The 21,407-nt window shown below is 49.5% G+C and carries 17 protein-coding genes; 9 read left to right on the forward strand and 8 right to left on the reverse strand.

Annotation, left to right across the window (positions count from 1 at the left end; all coding sequences use genetic code 11):
• The first annotated feature begins 47 nt into the window (after positions 1-47).
• Positions 48-2,111: a M13 family metallopeptidase gene (locus KDN34_RS01415; RefSeq protein ID WP_212595178.1), complete on the forward strand. Its 2,064-nt coding sequence runs from the start codon at positions 48-50 to the stop codon at positions 2,109-2,111.
• Between the two features lie 70 nt (positions 2,112-2,181).
• Here KDN34_RS01415 and hxpB read toward each other — a convergent pair whose 3' ends face one another.
• On the reverse strand, positions 2,182-2,856 hold the full coding sequence (gene hxpB / locus KDN34_RS01420) for a hexitol phosphatase HxpB (RefSeq protein ID WP_212596478.1): 675 nt from the start codon (positions 2,854-2,856) through the stop codon (positions 2,182-2,184).
• A gap of 341 nt (positions 2,857-3,197) precedes the next feature.
• Here hxpB and acnB point away from each other — a divergent pair, with 341 nt between their 5' ends.
• The gene (acnB, locus tag KDN34_RS01425) at positions 3,198-5,795 is read left to right on the forward strand and encodes a bifunctional aconitate hydratase 2/2-methylisocitrate dehydratase (protein ID WP_212595179.1); all 2,598 of its coding nucleotides are present in this window, start codon (positions 3,198-3,200) and stop codon (positions 5,793-5,795) included.
• Between the two features lie 60 nt (positions 5,796-5,855).
• On the opposite strand, the gene rsd is transcribed toward acnB, so the two are convergent.
• Entirely contained in the window at positions 5,856-6,341 is a 486-nt protein-coding gene (rsd, locus tag KDN34_RS01430; protein WP_212595180.1) for a sigma D regulator, read from the reverse strand.
• Between the two features lie 462 nt (positions 6,342-6,803).
• On the opposite strand from rsd, the gene hemE reads away from it, so the two are divergent.
• Both hemE and KDN34_RS01440 read left to right on the forward strand, forming a co-directional pair.
• Positions 6,804-7,868 (forward strand): uroporphyrinogen decarboxylase, encoded by a 1,065-nt coding sequence (gene hemE, locus KDN34_RS01435; RefSeq protein ID WP_212595181.1) that lies wholly within the window; start codon positions 6,804-6,806, stop codon positions 7,866-7,868.
• Positions 7,869-8,104: 236 nt separating this feature from the next.
• On the forward strand, positions 8,105-10,693 hold the full coding sequence (locus tag KDN34_RS01440) for a bifunctional diguanylate cyclase/phosphodiesterase (protein WP_212595182.1): 2,589 nt from the start codon (positions 8,105-8,107) through the stop codon (positions 10,691-10,693).
• A gap of 54 nt (positions 10,694-10,747) precedes the next feature.
• On the opposite strand, the gene purD is transcribed toward KDN34_RS01440, so the two are convergent.
• Together purD and purH are read right to left on the reverse strand one after the other, a co-directional pair.
• The gene (purD, locus tag KDN34_RS01445) at positions 10,748-12,046 is read right to left on the reverse strand and encodes a phosphoribosylamine--glycine ligase (RefSeq protein ID WP_212595183.1); all 1,299 of its coding nucleotides are present in this window, start codon (positions 12,044-12,046) and stop codon (positions 10,748-10,750) included.
• Between the two features lie 52 nt (positions 12,047-12,098).
• Positions 12,099-13,688, reverse strand: coding sequence for a bifunctional phosphoribosylaminoimidazolecarboxamide formyltransferase/IMP cyclohydrolase (gene purH, locus KDN34_RS01450; protein WP_212595184.1), 1,590 nt, complete (start codon positions 13,686-13,688; stop codon positions 12,099-12,101).
• Positions 13,689-13,991: 303 nt separating this feature from the next.
• Between purH and zntR the strand changes: the two genes are divergently transcribed.
• Positions 13,992-14,468 carry a Zn(2+)-responsive transcriptional regulator gene (zntR, locus tag KDN34_RS01455; protein ID WP_212595185.1) on the forward strand — a complete coding sequence of 159 codons (477 nt, stop codon included), beginning with the start codon at positions 13,992-13,994 and terminating at the stop codon, positions 14,466-14,468.
• Positions 14,462-15,733: an SO_0444 family Cu/Zn efflux transporter gene (locus KDN34_RS01460; RefSeq protein ID WP_212595186.1), complete on the forward strand. Its 1,272-nt coding sequence runs from the start codon at positions 14,462-14,464 to the stop codon at positions 15,731-15,733. The genes zntR and KDN34_RS01460 overlap by 7 nt, the downstream gene beginning before the upstream one ends.
• Positions 15,734-15,834: 101 nt before the next feature.
• On the opposite strand, the gene KDN34_RS17480 is transcribed toward KDN34_RS01460, so the two are convergent.
• The gene (locus KDN34_RS17480) at positions 15,835-15,957 is read right to left on the reverse strand and encodes a hypothetical protein (protein WP_267459533.1); all 123 of its coding nucleotides are present in this window, start codon (positions 15,955-15,957) and stop codon (positions 15,835-15,837) included.
• Between the two features lie 649 nt (positions 15,958-16,606).
• Between KDN34_RS17480 and KDN34_RS01465 the strand changes: the two genes are divergently transcribed.
• The gene (locus KDN34_RS01465; protein WP_212595187.1) at positions 16,607-17,062 is read left to right on the forward strand and encodes a GNAT family N-acetyltransferase; all 456 of its coding nucleotides are present in this window, start codon (positions 16,607-16,609) and stop codon (positions 17,060-17,062) included.
• 64 nt (positions 17,063-17,126) lie between these two features.
• Here KDN34_RS01465 and KDN34_RS01470 read toward each other — a convergent pair whose 3' ends face one another.
• Both KDN34_RS01470 and KDN34_RS01475 read right to left on the reverse strand, forming a co-directional pair.
• Positions 17,127-17,375 (reverse strand): hypothetical protein, encoded by a 249-nt coding sequence (locus KDN34_RS01470; RefSeq protein WP_212595188.1) that lies wholly within the window; start codon positions 17,373-17,375, stop codon positions 17,127-17,129.
• Between the two features lie 176 nt (positions 17,376-17,551).
• Entirely contained in the window at positions 17,552-18,385 is an 834-nt protein-coding gene (locus KDN34_RS01475; protein ID WP_212595189.1) for a mechanosensitive ion channel family protein, read from the reverse strand.
• Positions 18,386-18,520: 135 nt separating this feature from the next.
• On the opposite strand from KDN34_RS01475, the gene KDN34_RS01480 reads away from it, so the two are divergent.
• On the forward strand, positions 18,521-19,027 hold the full coding sequence (locus tag KDN34_RS01480; protein ID WP_212595190.1) for a hypothetical protein: 507 nt from the start codon (positions 18,521-18,523) through the stop codon (positions 19,025-19,027).
• Here the strand turns inward: KDN34_RS01480 and ygiD are convergent, their stop codons facing one another.
• Complete coding sequence (gene ygiD, locus KDN34_RS01485) at positions 19,028-19,822, reverse strand: 4,5-DOPA-extradiol-dioxygenase (RefSeq protein WP_228730390.1); 795 nt, start codon at positions 19,820-19,822, stop codon at positions 19,028-19,030.
• Positions 19,823-20,181: 359 nt separating this feature from the next.
• On the opposite strand from ygiD, the gene KDN34_RS01490 reads away from it, so the two are divergent.
• Positions 20,182-21,357, forward strand: coding sequence for a type III PLP-dependent enzyme (locus tag KDN34_RS01490; protein ID WP_212595191.1), 1,176 nt, complete (start codon positions 20,182-20,184; stop codon positions 21,355-21,357).
• Positions 21,358-21,407: the final 50 nt, after the last annotated feature.

Below are 21,407 nucleotides of genomic sequence, written 5' to 3' on the forward strand. Positions count from 1 at the left end.
GCTGCTATCCTTGTTACACCCTTTTTAATCTGGAGAACGGGAATTCAATGAATAAGATAAGCGCTTTGGCAGTGGGGATTGCCTTGAGCCTTGGTCTGGCATCGTGTGCCAGTGAGCCAACCCAACCGCTGGCACAGACTCAGGCAGAAGTGAAAAAAGTCTCTGGTATTGAAACCGAGAATTTTGATCCAAAAGTACGTTTTCAGGACGACCTGTATTACAGCGTTAACGGTAAATGGCTACAACGTACCAAGATCCCGGCAGATAAATCCAATTACGGGGCGTTTACCGTTCTCTATGAAAAAAGCCAAGCGGCACTGAAGCAGATCGTTGAAGAAGCGGCTGCCAAACCGAATAAAGTCAAAGGCAGTACTGAACAGAAAATCGGGGATTTTTACACCGCTTATATGGACACCGCGACAGTTGAAAAACTGGGCATTACCCCGTTAAAAGCGCAACTGCATGACATCGCCGCGATTGCCAGCTATGCAGATGTTGCCGGGTTGATGGGCAAATTGCTGACGTCAGGCAGCAGCATTCCCTTCGGTTTCTATGTGAACAATGATGCCAAAAATTCCAGTCAATATGGTGTGTATCTTTACCAAAGTGGTCTGACGCTGCCTGACCGCGATTATTACCTGAAAGATGACGCCAAGTTTATTGCTAACCGCGATGCCATGCGCAAATACGTGCGTAATCTGCTCAAGGCTGCGGGTTATGCTAATGCTGACAGCGCAGTAGCGAATGTGGCCAACATTGAATTGGCGATTGCGAAAAACCAGTGGACCCGCGTGGAGTCCCGTGACGCGAATAAGTCATACAACAAAATGACCTTGGCGCAGATCCAGAAGCTGACGGGTAAGTTCGATTTCGCAGCGTTTGTATTGGGCAGTGGCCTGGCGGGTAAAACCGACGACATCATCGTGCGCCAGCCTTCTTACTTCGAAAAATTTGGCGCTGAATTTGAGAAATTTCCAGTCTCTGCCTGGAAGGACTATTTAGCATTCCATCTGGTTGACAGCTATGCCGAGTTACTGAGCAAGCAGTTTGCCGATCTGCATTTCGATTTCCACCAGAAAACCTTACAGGGCATCGAGCAACAGGAGCCGCGCTGGAAGCAGGCGGTTGATGGTGCTGACAATGTTATCGGTGAGCTGGTGGGTAAAGAATACGTGGCCCGCAACTTCAAACCTGAAGCGAAAGTGCGCATGGAAAGCATGATCAAAAACCTGATCAAAGGCTTTGAAGTCAGCATTAACGAACTGGAATGGATGACCCCGGCGACCAAGAAAGCGGCTCAGGAAAAACTGTCGAAGTTTACCTATAAGATTGGCTATCCGGACAAATGGAAAGACTATAGCAAACTGCAGATCAGTGCTAAGCAACTGGTGGCTAACTATCAGCGTGCCGCCAGCTTTGAGTACGACGATATGCTCAACAAAATTGGCAAGCCAGTCGATCGCACCGAGTGGCACATGACGCCACAGACGGTAAATGCTTACTACAGCCCAGTGGGTAATGAAATCGTATTCCCGGCCGCAATTTTACAACCGCCGTTCTTCAACATGGAGGCGGATGATGCGGTGAACTATGGCGGCATTGGCGCAGTGATTGGTCACGAAATCAGTCATGGTTTTGACGACCAAGGCGCCAAATATGACGGTGATGGCAACCTGCGTGACTGGTGGACCGATAAAGATCGTGCAGAGTTCCAGAAGCGTGGTAAAGCCCTGGCGGCACAATACAGTGCTTTTGAACCTTTGCCGGGCAAACATGTGAACGGTGATTTGACGCTAGGTGAAAACATCGGGGATCTGGGTGGATTAACGGTCGCCTTGCGCTCTTATCATCTGAGTCTTGATGGTAAAGAGGCTCCGGTTATGGATGGCCTGACCGGCGATCAACGCTTCTTCATTGGCTGGTCGCAGGTATGGCGCCGTAACTATCGTGATGCAGAGCTGGTGCGCCGTTTGTTGACTGACCCGCATTCTCCCAGTCACTATCGGGCGATGGCTACGCCACGTAACATCGACGGTTTCTATAAGGCGTTTGATCTGAAACCGACCGATAAAGAGTATTTACCCGAAGATCAACGAGTGAAAATCTGGTAATACCGCTGTTTTGCTTATGAACCCAAAAGCCAGACACTATCGTCTGGCTTTTGTTTTGTGTGGGCTCAAGTTATGCGTTGTCTATTAGCTGCGCTAACAAGGCTGGAAGTTGCCGCAAATTGTCGGCTTGATGGTGCGCGGCTGTCCAACGAGGATCATGCCGTTGCGATGATGCGGGAATCACCAGTGTCTGCATTCTGGCGGCACGAGCAGCAATCAGTCCGTTAAATGAGTCTTCGACAGCGAGGCAACTGACCGGCGCAATACCAAGGGCTGATGCACAACGCAGATAGACCTCAGGATGCGGTTTGCCATAAGGTAGTGATTCAGCACTTTGAATGACATCAAAATATTCACGGATCTGTAACTGCTCCAGCACCGCGTCGATAATATTGCTGGATGAGGAGGTTGCCAGTCCAACTTTCAACTGGTATGTCCGGCAGGCTTGCAGCGCCTCGTTAACGCCGATCATGGCCTTGCCATCCTGGCGGATGTAGCGGATGACCTGCTCGATAATGTAGTCTGCCACCATGGCCGTATCAAAATCATCGGAAGGAAAACGCTGATACCAGTATTCAGCTACCTCGTCTATCCGCAGACCGGTGGTTTGCGCAATTTCTGCTTTGGTGATGGGCAATCCTTTGGCCGTAAGAATATCAAATTCTGCCTGTTGCCATACGGGCTCAGAATCGATCAGTACGCCATCCATATCGAAAATCACTGCGTTGAGCGGGGTATTTTTCATCATTAATACCGTCATTGTGTAAAATTGGCACTGGCTGACAAGCGCTTGTTTGTCGCTGCAAAATATTGTAAGGACAATATCACACTACTGTAATTCGCTGTATTTTATCTAAATGATTAATTTTCAAACTATTGTCTAATATCATTATTGAATTTCAAACCTTAGTTTATTCTGCGCCTACAAATTTACCCCCACGCATTATGTGGTTCATGTGTGATCTGATTCATACTTTTGCAAAGCTGTAGTATACTTCTGCGCGGAAAATAAGGGTTGAATCTGTGGGACTGCCCGCGCTCGCGAATGGGCAGTCGTAAGAGCGCTAAACGAAGAGGAATGTTGCCGTGCTAGAAGCATATCGTAAACACGTTGCAGAGCGTGCCGCCGAGGGTGTTGTCCCAAAACCGCTGGATGCCCATCAGGTTGCCGAACTGGTTGAACTACTAAAAAATCCACCAGCGGGTGAAGAACAATTTATCCTAGATCTGCTGGAAAACCGTATTCCCCCAGGCGTTGATGAAGCTGCCTATGTTAAAGCCGGCTTCCTTGATGCCGTTGCCAGCGGCACCGTGACCTCTCCTATTGTTAGCGCCGAGCACGCAGTTGAACTGTTAGGTTCGATGCAAGGCGGTTACAACATTGAGCCGTTGGTGAAATTCCTTGACGACGAAAAGCTGGCACCTCTTGCGGTTAAAGCGTTGTCTCATACCCTGCTGATGTTCGATGCCTACCATGATGTGGTGGAAAAAATGCAGACAGGTAATAGTTACGCTAAGCAGGTTGTAGAATCCTGGGCTGATGCCGAATGGTTCCTCAGTCGTCCAAAACTGGCGGACAAAATTACCCTGACAGTGTTTAAAGTCCCCGGCGAGACTAACACCGATGACCTGTCTCCTGCACCTGATGCCTGGTCACGTCCAGATATCCCATTGCATGCACTGGCGATGCTGAAAAACGCTCGTGATGGTATCGAGCCGGATCAAGCCGGTGTGGTTGGCCCCATCAGCAAAATTGAAGAACTGAAAACCAAAGGTTTCCCACTGGTTTACGTGGGGGATGTGGTGGGTACTGGTTCTTCCCGTAAATCAGCCACTAACTCAGTATTGTGGTTGATGGGCGACGATATTCCATTTGTGCCTAACAAGCGCGCTGGCGGTTTCTGTTTTGGTGGCAAGATCGCGCCTATTTTCTTCAACACTATGGAAGATGCGGGTGCTTTACCGGTTGAACTGGATGTTGGCAACATGGAAATGGGCGACATCATTGATGTTTACCCATATCAAGGTGTAGTGAAGCGTCATGACTCAGACGAAGTGATCTCTACTTTCGAGCTGAAAACTGATGTGTTACTGGATGAAGTCCGCGCCGGTGGCCGTATTCCGTTGATCATTGGCCGTGGTCTGACAGACAAGGCACGTGAAACGCTGGGCCTGCCAGCGTCTGACGTCTTTGTTCGCCCTGCAGCAGTGGCCGCCTCTAGCAGAGGTTTCACCCTCGCCCAGAAGATGGTGGGTAAAGCTTGTGGCGTCGCAGGTATTCGCCCTGGTCAGTATTGCGAGCCGAAGATGACCTCTGTCGGGTCTCAGGACACGACTGGCCCGATGACCCGTGATGAACTGAAAGACCTGGCCTGTTTGGGCTTCAGTGCCGATTTGGTGATGCAGTCTTTCTGTCACACTGCCGCTTATCCAAAACCAGTTGATGTGAATACTCACCACACACTGCCTGATTTCATCATGAATCGCGGTGGTGTATCACTGCGTCCTGGCGATGGTGTTATCCACTCTTGGCTGAACCGTATGCTGCTGCCAGATACTGTCGGTACTGGTGGTGACTCGCATACCCGTTTCCCGATTGGGATCTCTTTCCCTGCGGGTTCTGGTCTGGTGGCATTTGCTGCCGCTACCGGGGTAATGCCGTTGGATATGCCAGAATCCGTGCTGGTACGTTTCAGTGGCAAAATGCAGCCGGGTATCACTCTGCGTGATCTGGTGCATGCCATTCCGCACAAAGCGATCGAAATGGGCTTACTGACGGTTGAGAAGAAAGGTAAGAAGAACATCTTCTCTGGCCGTATCCTGGAGATTGAAGGTCTGCAACATCTGAAGGTTGAGCAAGCCTTTGAACTGTCAGATGCGTCTGCTGAACGCAGTGCGGCTGGCTGTACCATCAAGCTTGATAAAGCCCCGATCATTGAATACCTGAATTCTAACATCGTGATGCTGAAGTGGATGATTGCAGAAGGCTACGGTGATCGTCGCACGCTGGAACGTCGTATCAAGGGTATGGAAGAGTGGTTGGCTAATCCACAACTGATGGAAGCCGATGCCGATGCTGAATATGCTGCAGTCATTGAAATCGACTTGGATCAGATTAAAGAACCGATCCTGTGCGCACCAAACGATCCAGATGATGCCCGGCTGTTGTCTGAAGTGGCAAATACCAAGATTGACGAAGTGTTCGTTGGTTCTTGTATGACCAACATCGGCCACTTCCGTGCTACGGGTAAAGTGCTGGATAAGTTTGCCAAGACTTTGCCAACCCGTCTGTGGATTGCGCCGCCAACCAAGATGGATAAGGACCAACTGACCGAAGAAGGCTATTACGGTATTTTCGGTCGTGCTGGTGCGCGTATCGAAATTCCTGGCTGTTCGCTGTGTATGGGTAACCAGGCGCGCGTCGCCGATGGGGCGACGGTGGTATCAACTTCTACCCGTAACTTCCCGAACCGTCTGGGAACCGGTGCCAATGTGTATCTGGCTTCTGCCGAACTGGCAGCAGTCGCTGCACTGATTGGCCGTTTACCAACGCCAGCAGAGTATCAGGAATATGCGAAGGAAATCGATGCAACCGCAGCCGATACTTATCGCTACCTGAACTTTGACAAGATTGGCTCTTACACTGAAAAGGCCGGAAAAGTGATTTTCCAGACTGCAGTGTAAGTTCATTGCTAAGAGAAAAGGCCAGCAAATGCTGGCCTTTTTCATCGACAACATGCCTTGCTAAACGGCTGATTGCATCGCTTCTTCTCGTTTGACGCGATAGGTGTAAAGCACCTGCAGCAAGCGATCCTCTAATTGCAGACGAGTTTCCAGAGTATTCACCAGCTCGGCTAAATCGTCATCCAGTTCAAACAGCATATCGTCGCTCTCAACGTCAGCGTATTTGTCGATAAAATCGAGCAGGAGTTCGGTGGTTTCCAGAAGTTTTGGCAACAGCTGATCGGTCAGTTTTTGCCCCTCAGGAAACGAGTGCATGATTTGGTTAATTACGCGGAAATGACATTCTGATATGTAATCGACGAGGTGTTCACAGAACAGATGTACCTGCGCCACCTCAGGAAGGCTTTTTTTGTCACGTTTACCGTAGGGTATCCCCGCCAACTTGAAATACTGGCTCAGTAATTCTCGTCGATTGTGCAGCCAACGGTCGATCAGTCGGCTGGCGCCACCCCATTTTTGTTCTGCCAGTTCGAGTTCAGTCAGCATAATGACACTCCTTCCCCGCCTAGAATACTTTCAATTTAGGCGATTACAGCGGTGCTTGGCAACTGAAACAGATCCGACAAGCGACTAAAGTCTATCGACTGGTGACAATGTCATTCGAAAAATAAAAAGCCCAGCGGTAGAAACTACCGCTGGGCGAGGAAAATTATGACGGGCTCGATGTGACGAGCTTCTTGATTGTTCTTGCTAGCGCAGACTTTTTATACCAAAGGGGGGGAACTGGTGCAACTTTTTTCAGTCACATAAGAGATGTGCTTTCCTTTTTCATTTCGGTTTATTCCCGGTCCGTGATCCGTGGCCGATTCTGCATAATTGACACATTTTTCTGATCTGGAAATATCCATGTTAAGGGTCACAGAAATACTGTTAGAGAGGTTACATTATTGTGGCAAATGCTAAACTACCGCCCCAGAAAATCCTAAATTAACCTGTAGGAACAGCCAAATGGCAGAATTGAAGAACGATCGTTATTTGCGTGCCTTGTTGAGACAACCTGTTGACGTAACTCCGGTGTGGATGATGCGTCAGGCTGGACGTTACTTACCTGAATACCGTGCCACACGTGCTCAGGCTGGGGATTTTATGGCACTGTGCCGTAATGCTGATTTAGCTTGTGAAGTGACTTTGCAACCATTGCGTCGTTTCAATTTAGACGCGGCAATTCTGTTCTCCGATATTCTGACCGTGCCTGATGCCATGGGCCTGGGGCTGTATTTTGAAGCCGGTGAAGGTCCTCGTTTTGAGCGTAAAGCCGACACCATGGCAGCCATCAAAGCACTGCCAGTGCCTGATCCAGAACAGGAACTGGGTTACGTGATGAAAGCGGTAAGCACTATTCGCCGTGAGCTGAAAGGTGAAGTGCCGCTGATCGGCTTCTCTGGTTCACCCTGGACATTGGCGACTTACATGGTTGAGGGCGGCTCTAGCAAAACGTTTGAACAAGTTAAGCGCATGATGTATGCCGAACCGGCGGCGCTGCACCTGTTGCTAGACAAGCTGGCCGATGCGGTGACCTTGTATCTGAATGCCCAGATTGCCAACGGCGCGCAAGCCGTGATGATTTTTGATTCCTGGGGTGGCGCACTGTCTCATTCAGCCTATCTTGAATTCTCTCTGCGTTATATGGAGAAGATTGTTGCAGGTCTGACTCGTGAAGCCGAAGGTCGTCGAGTGCCAGTAACGCTGTTCACTAAAGGTGGCGGTCTGTGGCTGGAAGCCATGGCAGCTACTGGTTGTGATGCTCTGGGGCTGGACTGGACCATTGATATTGCTGAAGCTCGCCGCCGCGTAGGTGACAAAGTGGCGTTGCAGGGCAATATGGATCCGTCGATGTTGTATGCGCCAATTCCGCGCATTGAAGAAGAAGTGGCCACTATTCTGGCTGGATTTGGCGAAGGCAATGGTCATGTGTTTAACTTGGGACATGGTATTTCCCAGCATGCTGACCCTGCTCACGCCGAAGCGTTTGTGAAAGCGGTACACGAGCAGTCTCGTAAATATCACAAATAGTCACCGTCTCAATGTGCATAAAGGCCCGACATCGGGCCTTTATTGTTTTCAGTATATTAGCCGTCACACTTTTACGTTTTCTGCAAAATAGCCATTGACGAAAATGCGCTAAATCAAAAAATTGCCTAAAAGCTTCAGGCAAGATGCACAGACTTTCCGCCGGTAAGTGCTGCCATTATCGACAGCGCCGGCCTCCTTTTGGCTGCCTTGATGAGAGATGTGCCGAGACTCCCACTATGTATATTGGCAATCGTATTCGGTTATTTATTGGTGGTTTTTGCATTCCGGCGCTGCTGGTTGTCACCTATTGTCTGAATTTGTGGTTTCAACAGGGAATTGCACAACATCAACAACAGATGATGCAGCATGAGCTGGCTCGGATACAGCAACAGATCTCGGCAGATTTAGAGCAACTGCAACAGCTGCTGACGTTATATGCACCCGTGTATCAGCAGAAGGAAGTGCAGGGAGCTTGGCAGCCGTTATTGGCGGGTCATAACATCAGTCTGTTTGTCGAGCAGCACCAGCAGTTAGATAAGCTGCAGGGGGGCAGTTTCCCCGAGACTCACCAATTATTCACCACGCTCAATAATCCTGCGTGGCTGGCATCTGAAAGCAGCGGTATTTTGCTGGTGGATGATCAGCCAGTGATGCTGGGATATATACGCTTACCCAACGGAGAGGTATTAATCGCTTGTCGTTGGTTGAATGACGCCTATCTTGCCGCACTGGAACAGACCCAAGTGATTCATCTTAGGCCATTGTCAGCCTTTAGTATTCTGCCAGAGGCAACGCCTCATCGTCTTTATCAGCGGTTGGCACTGCCGTCACTGGGGAATGTCCCGGTGGTGCTGGAATTACAACTACAGCCACAGTTAGTGGCACAGATGCAATGGCGCAGTATTCCCATCGTGTTGTTATTACTGCCATGTGGTTTACTGATAGTGGCATTAGGGTATTTATGGTTGCGGACTAAATTGCTGACGCCATTTTCACGGTTGATGGACGAGTTAGCACAAATTGATCCTAACACGCGTATTCCTGCACGCCTCAGTGGTAAGGGCGGTGCAGAATTCCGTATCCTGGCAGACAGGATTAATGAGTTGCTGCTGCGGATCTGTCGCCATAAAGAACGCTCGCGAATTACCTTGGAATCCATCGCTGAAGCTGTGTTAATTACCGACCGACATGCGCGCATTGTTTACTTGAATCCGCAGGCGGAAAAGTTACTCGGCGTCAATCGGCGGCAGGCACTTAAGGCAACGCTCGGTGAGATGTTCGACAGCGCTAATAGTCTAGATGCTGAAATTAAGCAGTTTATGTCCTCCGGTGGTCGTCAGGCGGAACATCGTAAAATGAGTCTGGCGTTATCGCAGCCGCGGATACTGGACCGTGCCCTGAGCAATCTGCATGATGAAGAGGACGAAATTATTGGCTCGGTGATCGTGCTAAGAGACATTACCGATGAAGAAGGTTTGAAGCTGCAATTGCAAAAGAAAGCCGACTACGACGGTACTACGGCTTTACTCAATCGCAATGCTTTTGAAGAGCGATTACCGGGATTTGTCGCTCATGCCAGCTCATTAGCCATCTGTTATCTCGACCTTGAACAATTCAAGTTGATTAATGACAACTGTGGTCACGATGCCGGTGATCAGATGTTGGCACTGGTTGCCAAGGCCATTGCGTCACAGCTGGATGAACAGGATCTGTTAGCCAGACTGGGGGGAGATGAGTTTGGCGTCGTGCTGCGTGATCGCAGTGCTGTGGAAGTGACACGCTTACTGAAACAGATTGTGCATCAGGTGCATCTGCAGACGATCCACCACCAGGGCATTCATTACCGAGTAGGCATCAGTGTCGGTATTGCCTTTTGCCAGGGCGAGCCGATAAAGGCCAGTGAACTCCTTAAAGATGCTGACATTGCTTGTATTGCGGCTAAACGCAAGGGCAGCAATCAAATCCACATTTTTGATGGTCGTAATCAGGAGCTGGCGTATGAGCGCAATGCTCCGCAGTGGGCACTACGGATCACTCGCGCTATCGAAGCTAGGGAGCTGCTGTTGTATTTCCAGCCGATCCGCAATTTGAATGGTGGTAGCGGTCGGCAGCGGTTAGAAATCCTGCTGCGGATTAAAGGTGAGCAAGGCCGTATTTTGCCACCAGCACAGTTCATTGCCGCGGCAGAACGCTTCAAGCTGATGCCGGAAGTCGATCGAGAAGTGATACGGATGGCATTTGCTTGGTTAGCTGCACACCGGACGTTATGTCAACAAATTACCATGTCGATTAACTTATCGGCCAACAGTCTGGGCGCCGATGGTATGTTGAGCTACATTGCGGATATGCAGGCGCTGTATGCTATTCCCAGTAGCTGCATTTGCTTTGAAATTACCGAAACCAGCGCCATCCAGAATCGGCAACGGGCGATGGAAATGCTAAAAGCGATGCGAAAATTGGGGTTCTCGCTGGCATTAGATGATTTCGGCAGTGGCTTCGCTTCCTACGGCTACTTGCGTGAGTTGCCGGTCGATTATGTGAAGATTGATGGCTGCTTTGTGCGGCAATTGGCCGTCAATGCCCGCGATTACGCGATTGTGAAATCGATACATGATGTCTGCAGTACTATGGGTATCGAAACAGTCGCGGAATTTGTCGAAAGTCAGGCGATCATCGACAAACTGAGTGAAATAGGTGTCAATTATGCACAAGGCTATGTGATCGGACGCCCCATACCTTTGCAGCAATACAGTTTGCCAACTGCCGGGTTACGATTAGTAACAGAACCGCTGGCAGAGCCGACAGCCGTTGCGGTTAGTCGCTGAAACAGCCATAAAAAACCGAAGCATTTGCTTCGGTTTTCAATGTAACTGCGCGGGTTAACGCTGCTGTTCACGGGCGATGGCCCGATAACCGATATCGGTACGGAAATACACATCATCCCAGTGAATTTCATCCACCAGTGCATAAGCGGCTTGTTGCGCTGCGGTAACGGAATGTCCAAGCGCGGTTGCACAAAGCACCCGACCCCCATTAGTTACCACGTGACCATCCTGCATTTTGGTGCCAGCATGGAACACTTTCGCATCATTATTGCCGAGACTTAGCCCGTCAATCACGTCCCCTTTACGATAGCTGTCTGGATAACCCCCGGCAGCCAGCACTACACCTACGGCAGCGCGTTCATCATATTCAGCGGTCACTTGATCCAGTTCACCGCGGCAGGCGGCCAGGCACAAAGCTACCAGATCAGACTTTAATCGCATCATAATCGGTTGGGTTTCAGGGTCGCCAAAGCGGCAGTTGTATTCCAGCACTTTCGACGTGCCATCCGCCGCAATCATCAGTCCGGCATACAGGAAACCGGTATAGACATTCCCTTCCGCAGCCATCCCATCGACCGTTGGGCGGATGACATTGGCGATGACCCAGTCATGGATCTCAGGCGTGACCACTGGCGCGGGGGAATAGGCGCCCATACCGCCGGTATTTGGACCATTATCCGCATTATCACGCGCTTTATGATCCTGGCTGGTGGCCATCGGCAGAATGTTGTGACCATCGACCATCACGATAAAGCTGGCTTCTTCGCCTTTCAGAAACTCTTCAATGACGACGCGTGAACCGGCTTCGCCAAATTTGTTGCCAGCGAGCATATCATCAATGGCGGCATCGGCTTCGGCCTGATCCTGCGCGATGATTACGCCTTTACCGGCAGCCAGCCCGTCGGCTTTAATGACCACTGGGAAGCCCGTACGTGCGGCGAGCGTGGCAGCAAAGGCTTTGGCTGGGGCGATTTCGGTAAAATTCTGATAGTCGGCAGTGGGAATATGGTGCCGAGCCAGAAAATCCTTAGTAAATGCTTTGGAGCCTTCTAATTGTGCGGCCGCCTTGGTTGGGCCGAAAATGGTTTGCCCAGCTGCACGAAAAGCGTCGACGACACCAAGGACTAACGGTGCTTCGGGGCCGACGATGGTCAGTGCTACCTGTTCCGCTTTGGCAAATGCCAACAGCTTGTCAATGTCTGTCGCATCAATCGCAATATTTTGCAGCTTGGGTTCCAGCGCCGTGCCGGCATTGCCTGGTGCGACAAATACCTGCTCTACGTCAGCAGATTGTGCAGCTTTCCAAGCCAGGGCGTGCTCACGACCACCATTACCAATCACGAGTACTTTCATCTGTTAATTCCTTAATGCTGTCAGCGGGGAGCCTGGCTCCCCGGGCAAATCATCAATGGTGGAAATGACGCATTCCGGTAAAGACCATCGCCATCCCGTGTTCATCCGCCGCAGCAATCACTTCTTCATCGCGGATGGAACCGCCTGGTTGAATGATACAGCTGATGCCAGCCTCTGCTGCTGCATCAATACCGTCACGGAATGGGAAGAAAGCGTCGGATGCCATCACTGAACCTTCGACGACCAAGCCTTCATCCGCCGCCTTGATACCCGCGATTTTGGCACTGTACACGCGGCTCATCTGGCCAGCACCTACGCCAATAGTCATTCCCGCTTTGGCGTAGACGATAGCATTGGATTTCACAAATTTGGCGACTTTCCAGCAGAACAGTAAATCTTTCAGCTCACTGGCGGTCGGCTGACGCTTAGTCACGACTTTCAGGTCAGCTTCAGTCGTGGTGCCCTGATCGCGGTCCTGCACCAGCAAACCACCGTTAACGCGCTTGTAGTCGTAACCTTTAGTCGGTTGCTGCCACTGTCCGCATTCCAGCAAACGCACATTTGCTTTCTTGGCAACGACTTCTCGAGCGGCCGGACTAACCACTGGCGCAATAATCACTTCTACAAACTGACGGTCAACGATCGCCGCAGCAGTATCGCCATCCAGTTCACGGTTAAACGCGATAATGCCACCGAACGCTGAGGTTGGATCGGTTTTAAATGCCCGGTTGTAAGCGTCTAGCAGGTTACTGCCCAGCGCGACACCGCAAGGGTTCGCGTGCTTAACAATCACACAGGCGGGTTCAGCAAATTCCTTCACACATTCCAGCGCTGCATCGGTATCGGCGATATTGTTGTAAGACAGCGCCTTGCCTTGCAGTTGTACGGCAGTGGCCACTGAGGCTTCATCAATATTGAGGTCAGTGTAAAATGCCGCGCTCTGATGGCTGTTTTCGCCATAACGCAGATCCTGCTTTTTCACCAACTGAGTGTTGAAGGTACGCGGGAATTTAGAATCAGCGTCGCAGTTGTCTTTGCTATGTGCTGGCACCATAGTGCCAAAATAGTTAGCGATCATGCCGTCATAAGCCGCGGTATGTTCAAACGCGGCAATCGCCAGATCAAAGCGGGTTGCCAATGTGGTTGAACCCTGGTTAGCAGCCATTTCGGCTAACACGCGGTCATAATCCGCAGCATTGACGACAATAGTGACATCTTTGTGGTTTTTCGCGGCGGCACGCACCATCGTCGGTCCACCGATATCGATGTTTTCTACCGCATCTTCCAGTGTGCAACCCGGTTTGGCTACGGTGGCGGCAAAGGGGTAGAGGTTGACGACTACCAGATCGATCGGACTGATATGGTTGTCCAGCATCACTTGTTCATCCAGACCGCGGCGGCCCAAAATGCCACCGTGCACTTTGGGATGCAGGGTTTTTACTCGGCCGTCCATGATTTCCGGATGACCGGTGTAGTCTGAGACTTCGATAACCGGTACGCCGTTGTCTGCCAACAGGCGGGCGGTGCCACCTGTGGAGAGCAACTCCACTCCTTGCGCGTGCAAGGCTTGGGCAAATTCAAGGATTCCGGTTTTATCTGAGACGCTGAGCAGCGCACGACGTATAGGTCTGGCAGTAGTCATTTGAGTACAGTTTCCACGTTTAGATATTGCAAAGGACTTTAGAAAAATTATAAAAATCATAGTTATATATTTATAACTTTGCCAAAGTCCCTCCAGCCTTGAGCATCTGGGATGCTGCCGGAGGCGGTATTCTAGCGCAAATCCCTCAATCGCGTTGTTTTTTATGCCGAACAACACATACGCCTCTGGCGAACGAAGCCGCATCATCTTAACTATCAAATGAGAGTGATTTTCAGTTAAAATAGCTTGACCTTGGATATAGCTCTAAGGTTTATACTCAACAGGCAAGATAGGTGAGGGCAGATGTTACGCATTGGCGAGCTGGCAAACATGTGTGGAGTGAATACAGATACGCTGCGCTTTTATGAAAAGCATGGCTTGTTGACGCCTTCCATGCGCACAGCGTCAGGTTATCGCGTATACAGCACCGATGATGCGGCACGCTTACAGTTTATTCTGCGAGCCAAAGCGGTGGGATTCAGTCTGAGTGAAATTTCAGAACTGTTATCTATCGAGCTGGACAAGGCCAACCGCGCCTGTGGTGATGTTAAAGGCATGGTGGACGACAAACTCGCGCAGATGCAACAACGGATTGCGGAACTCGATCGCTTTCGTCGTTCTCTGCAATTGTTATCGGACACTTGCTGTGGTGGCCCGGAAAGCGCGGAACACTGTTCAATTTTAAAGGCGTTGGAGTCTTGTGATGTATCCAGCGCTGAAGCGTTACCAGATGAAACAATACATATTCATGCACCGCTACAGGGTGATTGCAAATGTTGATGAATAATTTTATCGCGCTGTTTATGGAATCTGCCCCATGGTTATTACTGGGGTTGCTGTTAGCCGGTATGTTAAAGATGTTTGTGCCAACTACTTGGATGCACAAGCAGCTTGGTGGAAATGGTATCGGTAGTACTATTAAAGCGGCGTTATTCGGTGCCCCATTACCTCTGTGTTCCTGCGGCGTAATTCCCGCTGCAGTTGCTTTGCGTCGTAGTGGTGCATCAAAAGCGGCGACGACTTCGTTTCTGGTATCAACGCCAGAAACCGGAGTTGATTCGGTCACGATTTCTTATGTGCTTCTTGGGCCTTTTATGGCCGTCGTTCGCCCCATTGCCGCCGTAGTCAGCGCGATAGTTGCTGGATTACTGGTGGGACGCGATGAAGCTCAAGCCGACAAGGTCAATGCTGTATCCAAATTTACCCCAGTAACCGGGAGGATGTTCTCACCAGTGACATCGGCGGCATCGAAGCCGAGCAGTTGTTGCACTAATACTGCAACTGCAAGTTCGTCTTGCGGTTGCTCTGTCAAACCGGCCAAAGAGAGCAGTTGCTGTGGTTCCGCGCAGGCGGCAGACAGTTGCTATAGTGATAAAGAACCGCGGTATGAATCCTTAATTGAGGACAGTTGTGGGTGTAGCAGCGGGAAAAGTAGTTGTTGCGGTGGTGAAACCTCGGAAAATCGAGAAATGTCGTTCCTGAGTAAGCTTTGGCATGGCATCAAGTACGCGGCGACAGATCTGGTGGCAGATACCGCACTATGGCTGCTGGTGGGACTGTTTTTTGCTGCGGTAGTGACTACCTATGTCCCGGCAGACTTTCTGGCTCGCTGGGGGGATGGGGTGCTGGCGATGTTGGCAATGGTGTTGATTTCAATCCCTATGTACATCTGTGCTACGGCTTCGACACCTGTCGCCGCCGGACTGCTATTGGCAGGGATTTCCCCCGGTGCGGTATTGGTATTTATGTTGGCTGGCCCCGCCACCAATATTGCAACACTTGGGATTGTGTCGAAAGAGCTGGGTAAACGGGCATTGTACGGGTACTTGGGTGGTGTGCTGGGGGTGGCGCTGTTGAGTGGTTTTGTGGTGAATTATCTGGTGGCGACATTTGGCTTCGAGGTGACACCACAAATTGGTGCCGCACATGAGGTATTACCGCAGGTGGTGGTCGGCTATTCTGCATTATTACTGGCGGGGCTGATGGCTAAAGCTCTCTACGACAAAGTGCCACGGCGTTGGTTGCGCAGAGATTGTTGCTCTTAATAACCTTGGCCGCCATAAAGAGAAAGGCACTCATTGAGTGCCTTTCGTGATCCTGTTGCCGACAAGCGGCTGCAAAAATTTCAGTTTCATTGACAGAAGTATCAGCTGTTATCTACCGGATTATTTCTGGCCTGCCGTTTAGCGGCTTTGGCTGCCCTTTTTTCCTTCATACTCAGCTGGGGCTTTTTCTTCTGTTCTTTGCTGCTGTTGTGTTCTTTACTCATGGTTTTCCTTCCGTATTTACTTTAGGAGAAACCGTAGGGATTTATATAACCTGTCGGTATATCCCGGCGATTTCAAGACTCACCTGACAGCTGGTGATACCTGCGTTTTTAGGTATCGATGAAACCAGTTGCACCGACAGTCATCTGTCGGTGAATTTCATTCTACGCCGCTGCTTTCAGGGTGGCGCATCTTCCAATAGAATAATTTTTAATAAGTGGATTTTGGTGATAATCAGAACGAATTAAAACGCGCTTTCTAGTGCCGCTGACTATCTCGATTGTTGCACTCATGCAACAGTGGGTAAATTATCGACGGTCTAATAAATTCTATGTGACAAAGGTAGAATAACCAGCGTTATCTCTAGTGTTAAACACACCCAAACATGCCTGATGCCTTGAATTGGCTACTGGTGACAACTGTATGATGCAGTTACCTCTTTTGGTATCCGGAGCAATAACTGGACGTTAAGACGGTTATTGGCCGGTGCAGGTTATTTCGAAGCGCTTCCCGGCCACCTTTACAGGTCTTATCGACAACCGCACCGGCTCCCGGAGCCAAATTTATACCGCAATCCACTTTGTGGACCTCAGCTTCCTAGTCAATAGATTCTATGATGTAATCCGCTTTTTGGAATTCAGGGGGCAGCTCATGTATTGGCAGCGTTATTCGTTTGCTGACTTGGACACAAATACGCTCTATACCGTGTTGAAACTGCGTGTGGATGTGTTTGTCGTGGAGCAGCAGTGCCCATACCCGGAATTGGATGATAAAGATCGCCATCAAGGTGCTCTGCATCTAATAGGTTACGACAATGGGGAGCTGGTGGCCTATGCGCGCTTATTGCCACCAGGTTGTAGTTATGACGAGTGCAGTATTGGTCGCGTGTTGGTAGCACCCTGTGCCAGAGGAAGAGGTTTGGCTCATGCGCTGATGCAACAGGCAATCGAGGCTTGTCGGCAACAGTGGACTCAAAGTGCTATTCGGATTGGTGCCCAGGATTATTTACGACAGTTTTATGCAGCGTTAGGATTTCAGGCGGTTTCTGCAGTGTATCTTGAGGATGGTATTCCACATTTAGAGATGTTGCTGCCGAACGCTACTTAGGTCATGGCAACGCCAATAAAAAAAGCGTGCAAAGCACGCCTTTTTTATTGGCAGGGGTTCCTGCCTAAGCACGTAACTTGACCTCAGGTTGCAGATCAATGTCTCCTTGCCAATTAATTGTCGCTAACTGGGAATGCTGCGCAACGATTGCCAGTGGGCCGGAATACATCTGCCTTACAAACAGCAGGCGATAACCGTATCCCTGAAGCCGATAGTATGCCATTTTTTGCTCTGGCGTCATTGCATCCCAAAAAGTATCGCGTGAAATGGCGGTCCGTCGCCTTTCTTGATATTGTTCTAGTGTTTGGACCATGATTCGATTCTTCGACCGTTAGTTGTACCACGTCACTGCTGTGGCATTGGCAGCTGAACAATACAAAGTAACCAGGGTTAAATTTTTGACATAAGACAATTTTGCGTCACATGGTGTCGCTTTTATGAGCGATAATCTGCGTCAGATCACATCTATATGCAGTGTCGATCCATCAGTTATTGATGAATATATAGTTGTTGGGCCGGACGTGGGATAGAGATCCCGGCATCGACCAACGCTTGCCATAGCTGCAAATTGACCTGGTATTTATCCTGGAAATAACTGGCAGTTGGGATCCAGTAGCGCACACCAATATCCAGACCTGTACTGTTAAACCCGTTAATCCCAACCTGTAATGGGCATTGTTTATCCACTTGCGGATGGCTTTCCAGTATGCCGTTAATCAATTCAATCACCTTAGTCGGATCGGTTTGGTAATCGATATTGAAATGCAGTTCCACCAACTTATTGGCAAAAGAGTTATGCAGCACTTCCCCAAGAATATGTTTATTGGGAATGCTGATAAGCTCCCCCTCTTCGTTGGTGAGGAAGGTCATACCGAGTTTGATATCTTTTACCTGACCGGTGATATTGTTAATACTGATAGTATTTCCCACCACGAATGGTCTGGACACAATGATGGTAATGCCTGCGGCATAGTTGGATAACATGCCTTGCACAGCAAGACCGGCGCCCAGAGATGCCGCACCGATAGCTGCGACCATTGGCGTAACGCTGATCCCTAGTTTTCCCAGTGCAATAATCCCCACCATGATAATGACGAGTAATCGCACCAGATGGGTCACAAACGTGCTCAGGGTGACATCAATATTGTGCTTTTGCAGTTGCTTCTCCACCATTGTGGAGGCTTTTCCTGCGAGCCACAGCCCCAGCAAAAAGATAATCAGGGCACCGAGTATCTGGAAGCTGTATTTCACTAAATATTCGGTAATAACATCATAGACCTGTTGTATCTGAGCCAGCTCAGAACCCAAACCGGAGTCAGCCATCGTTTTCTCCTTAAATCAGCATGTCATGGCACGGAGTTGTTGTGGTATCGTTAGCGCATGGTGGTAATGTGTTCGATTGTCATGATGACTATCGCGACATTGCGCCAACTATACAACGAATTAAAAAGGACGATCATGAAAATTCCCGCAACATTGCTGATGATGTGCCTGATGCTGTTTACGCTGCAGTCGGCGCAGGCGTCTGAATACGCCGTTGGCGATACGCTGCAACCAGTAACATTACAAGACCAGTTCGATGCGCCTCAGTCTTTAAATGACGGTGACAAACTGCTGGTTTTCACGCGCTCAATGGCCGGCGGCAAAATTGCTCGTGAAGCACTGTCAGGCGTGACCACAGAACAGATGCAACATATTGGTCTGTTATATATTGCCGATATTAGCGGTATGCCATCACTGATAGCGCGGTTAGTCGCCATCCCTAAAATGAAAGATTTTAGTTTTCCGGTGGCGTTAGATCGTGAGGGGCAACCGACCAAACTGTTCCCCGTCGCGGATGACACTGCAGCATTAATTAATCTGGAGCAATTGAAGATCACTCAAATTCGCTACTTCGACAGTGCGGAGGCGTTGAAACAGGCATTGCAAAGCAGTGGGCTTGAATTACCCACTGCCGCTAAATGATCAACCAAGCTGTATGCTGAGCATGGCGATGGCGCGTAAATCAATGCTGTTATCAAACAGTTGACGTGGCTCATCGTCATAACCAGTGCCTAGCAGGTAAAACAGTGGTTGCAGATGGTCATCTGTCGGATGACACATCTGTGCCACTTGTGGTGATATTAGATTTTCATAATCCAATACCGCTGCATCATCATGGCTTTGCAGTTTGGTGGTTATCATATCGGTAAACTCTTGCGCCCATGGGTACGCTGGGCCGTCAAAGCGCATAACCCCTAGGTTATGTACCACATTGCCGGATGCCACAATCAGAATCCCCTGATCTCTTAATGGTCGTAACTTCCGCCCCACGGCGTACTGCTGCTGGGGTGTCAGCCTAGGATCGATGCTAAGTTGTAATACCGGGATCTCCGCCTGTGGATACATATGCATTAATACCGACCAGACACCATGATCTAAGCCCCGCGTATCGTCCACAATAACATTGGGCCCCATCATTTTGGCCAACTGATGAGCCAATTGTGGGTCACCTGGCGCAGGGTATTGTTGCGCATATAGTTGTGCTGGAAATCCACCAAAATCGTGTATGGTTTCAGGTTTGGCGGCACCGGTAATGGCTGTGCCATAGGTCAACCAATGTGCAGAAACGACGAGTATAGCTTTCGGCACCGGTAATTGTTGGCCCCACTGCTGCCACTGGCGCGTGTACGCCGTTTCTTCAATGGCATTCATCGGACTGCCATGACCAACAAAGATTGCTGGCATCCGCGAACTGACTGCACTTTGAGGTTCAGACATCGTGACTCCAATGCGTTTTTAAGCAAGATATCGCAGCGGTAACAACCACTTGCGTCCAATAGCTATGGTCATAAAGCCTACACTTTATTTTTATCGAAAATAATCGCAGAAAAATGACGTTTATATACTAATTAATAGAAAGAAAAAGTGCATCAAAACACCCCCTATCAGCCATGTGTAACATATTGATTTTTAATCACTAAAATCATATTTAACAGGATGAAAACAAAATCGAATAAAAAATTGCGTCTGTGGCATAAAAATTCGTTGCATCCAAAGGAAAAATATCGTCTACTTCGCACGTTTTTCAACCTGTACCGGCAATGTTGCCGACAGCCTGATTAGGAGATCTGGGGCCAATGAGCCAGTTCCATGCTATTAACGTTGCTGATTACTATGACAGTGAAACCTTTAGCAAGATAAAAGCATTTGCGGACACCAAGCCGACGCCATTTGTGGTGATTGATACCAATATCATTGCCAAACAATACAACGACATGGTGGAAAGTTTCCCCTATGCCGATGTGTTTTATGCAGTTAAAGCTAATCCAGCGAAGGAGATCCTGTCGCTGCTGCGTGACAAGGGCGCAAATTTTGACATTGCCTCAATTTATGAACTGAACATGGTGATGGAGCTGGGTGTCACGCCGGATCGCATCAGTTATGGCAATACCATTAAGAAACGTCAGGATGTACGGGAATTTTACCAGCGCGGTGTACGCATGTTTGCCTCTGACTCAGAGCCAGATCTGCGAATGATCGCTGAAGAAGCCCCGGGTTCACGAGTATATGTGCGTATTTTGACCGAAGGCACAGAAACTGCTGACTGGCCATTGTCGCGCAAATTTGGCTGCCAGAATGAAATGGCGTACGAACTGCTAGTGCTGGCCCGTGACCTTGGATTAGAACCTTACGGTATCTCTTTCCATGTAGGCTCTCAGCAGCGTGATATCGGTGCCTGGGATGCCGCGATTGGCAAAGTAAGTGTGCTGTTTCAGCGCCTCAAAGATGATCACGGCATCGAACTGAAAATGGTAAACATGGGCGGTGGCTTCCCTGCGAATTACATTGATAAAACCAATACTCTGGGAATGTATGCCGAGCAGATCACTTACTTCCTCAAAGAGGATTTTGGTGACAACTTCCCACGTATTATTCTGGAACCTGGACGGTCATTGATCTCTAATGCCGGGGTTTTGGTTTCAGAAGTGGTGTTGATCAGCCGTAAATCTCATACGGCGCTGGAACGCTGGGTGTTTACCGATGTGGGTAAGTTTTCCGGGTTGATTGAAACCATGGATGAAGCGATTAAATTCCCGATTTACACCGATGCCAAAGGCCCGTTGGAGCGCTGTGTGATTGCCGGCCCGACCTGTGACAGTGCTGATATCATGTATGAGCAATATGCGTATGGTTTGCCTGGCGATTTGGCTATTGGTGACCGTATGTACTGGCTGACTACTGGTGCTTACACTACCACTTATTCTGCAGTGTGCTTTAACGGATTCCCTCCATTACAGGCCTATTACCTGTAACAGGCAAATCTAGTAGCTAACAGAAGGGCGCCTAATTGGCGCCCTTCTGG

The organism is Shewanella yunxiaonensis, from assembly GCF_018223345.1.
GTDB lineage: Bacteria > Pseudomonadota > Gammaproteobacteria > Enterobacterales > Shewanellaceae > Shewanella > Shewanella yunxiaonensis.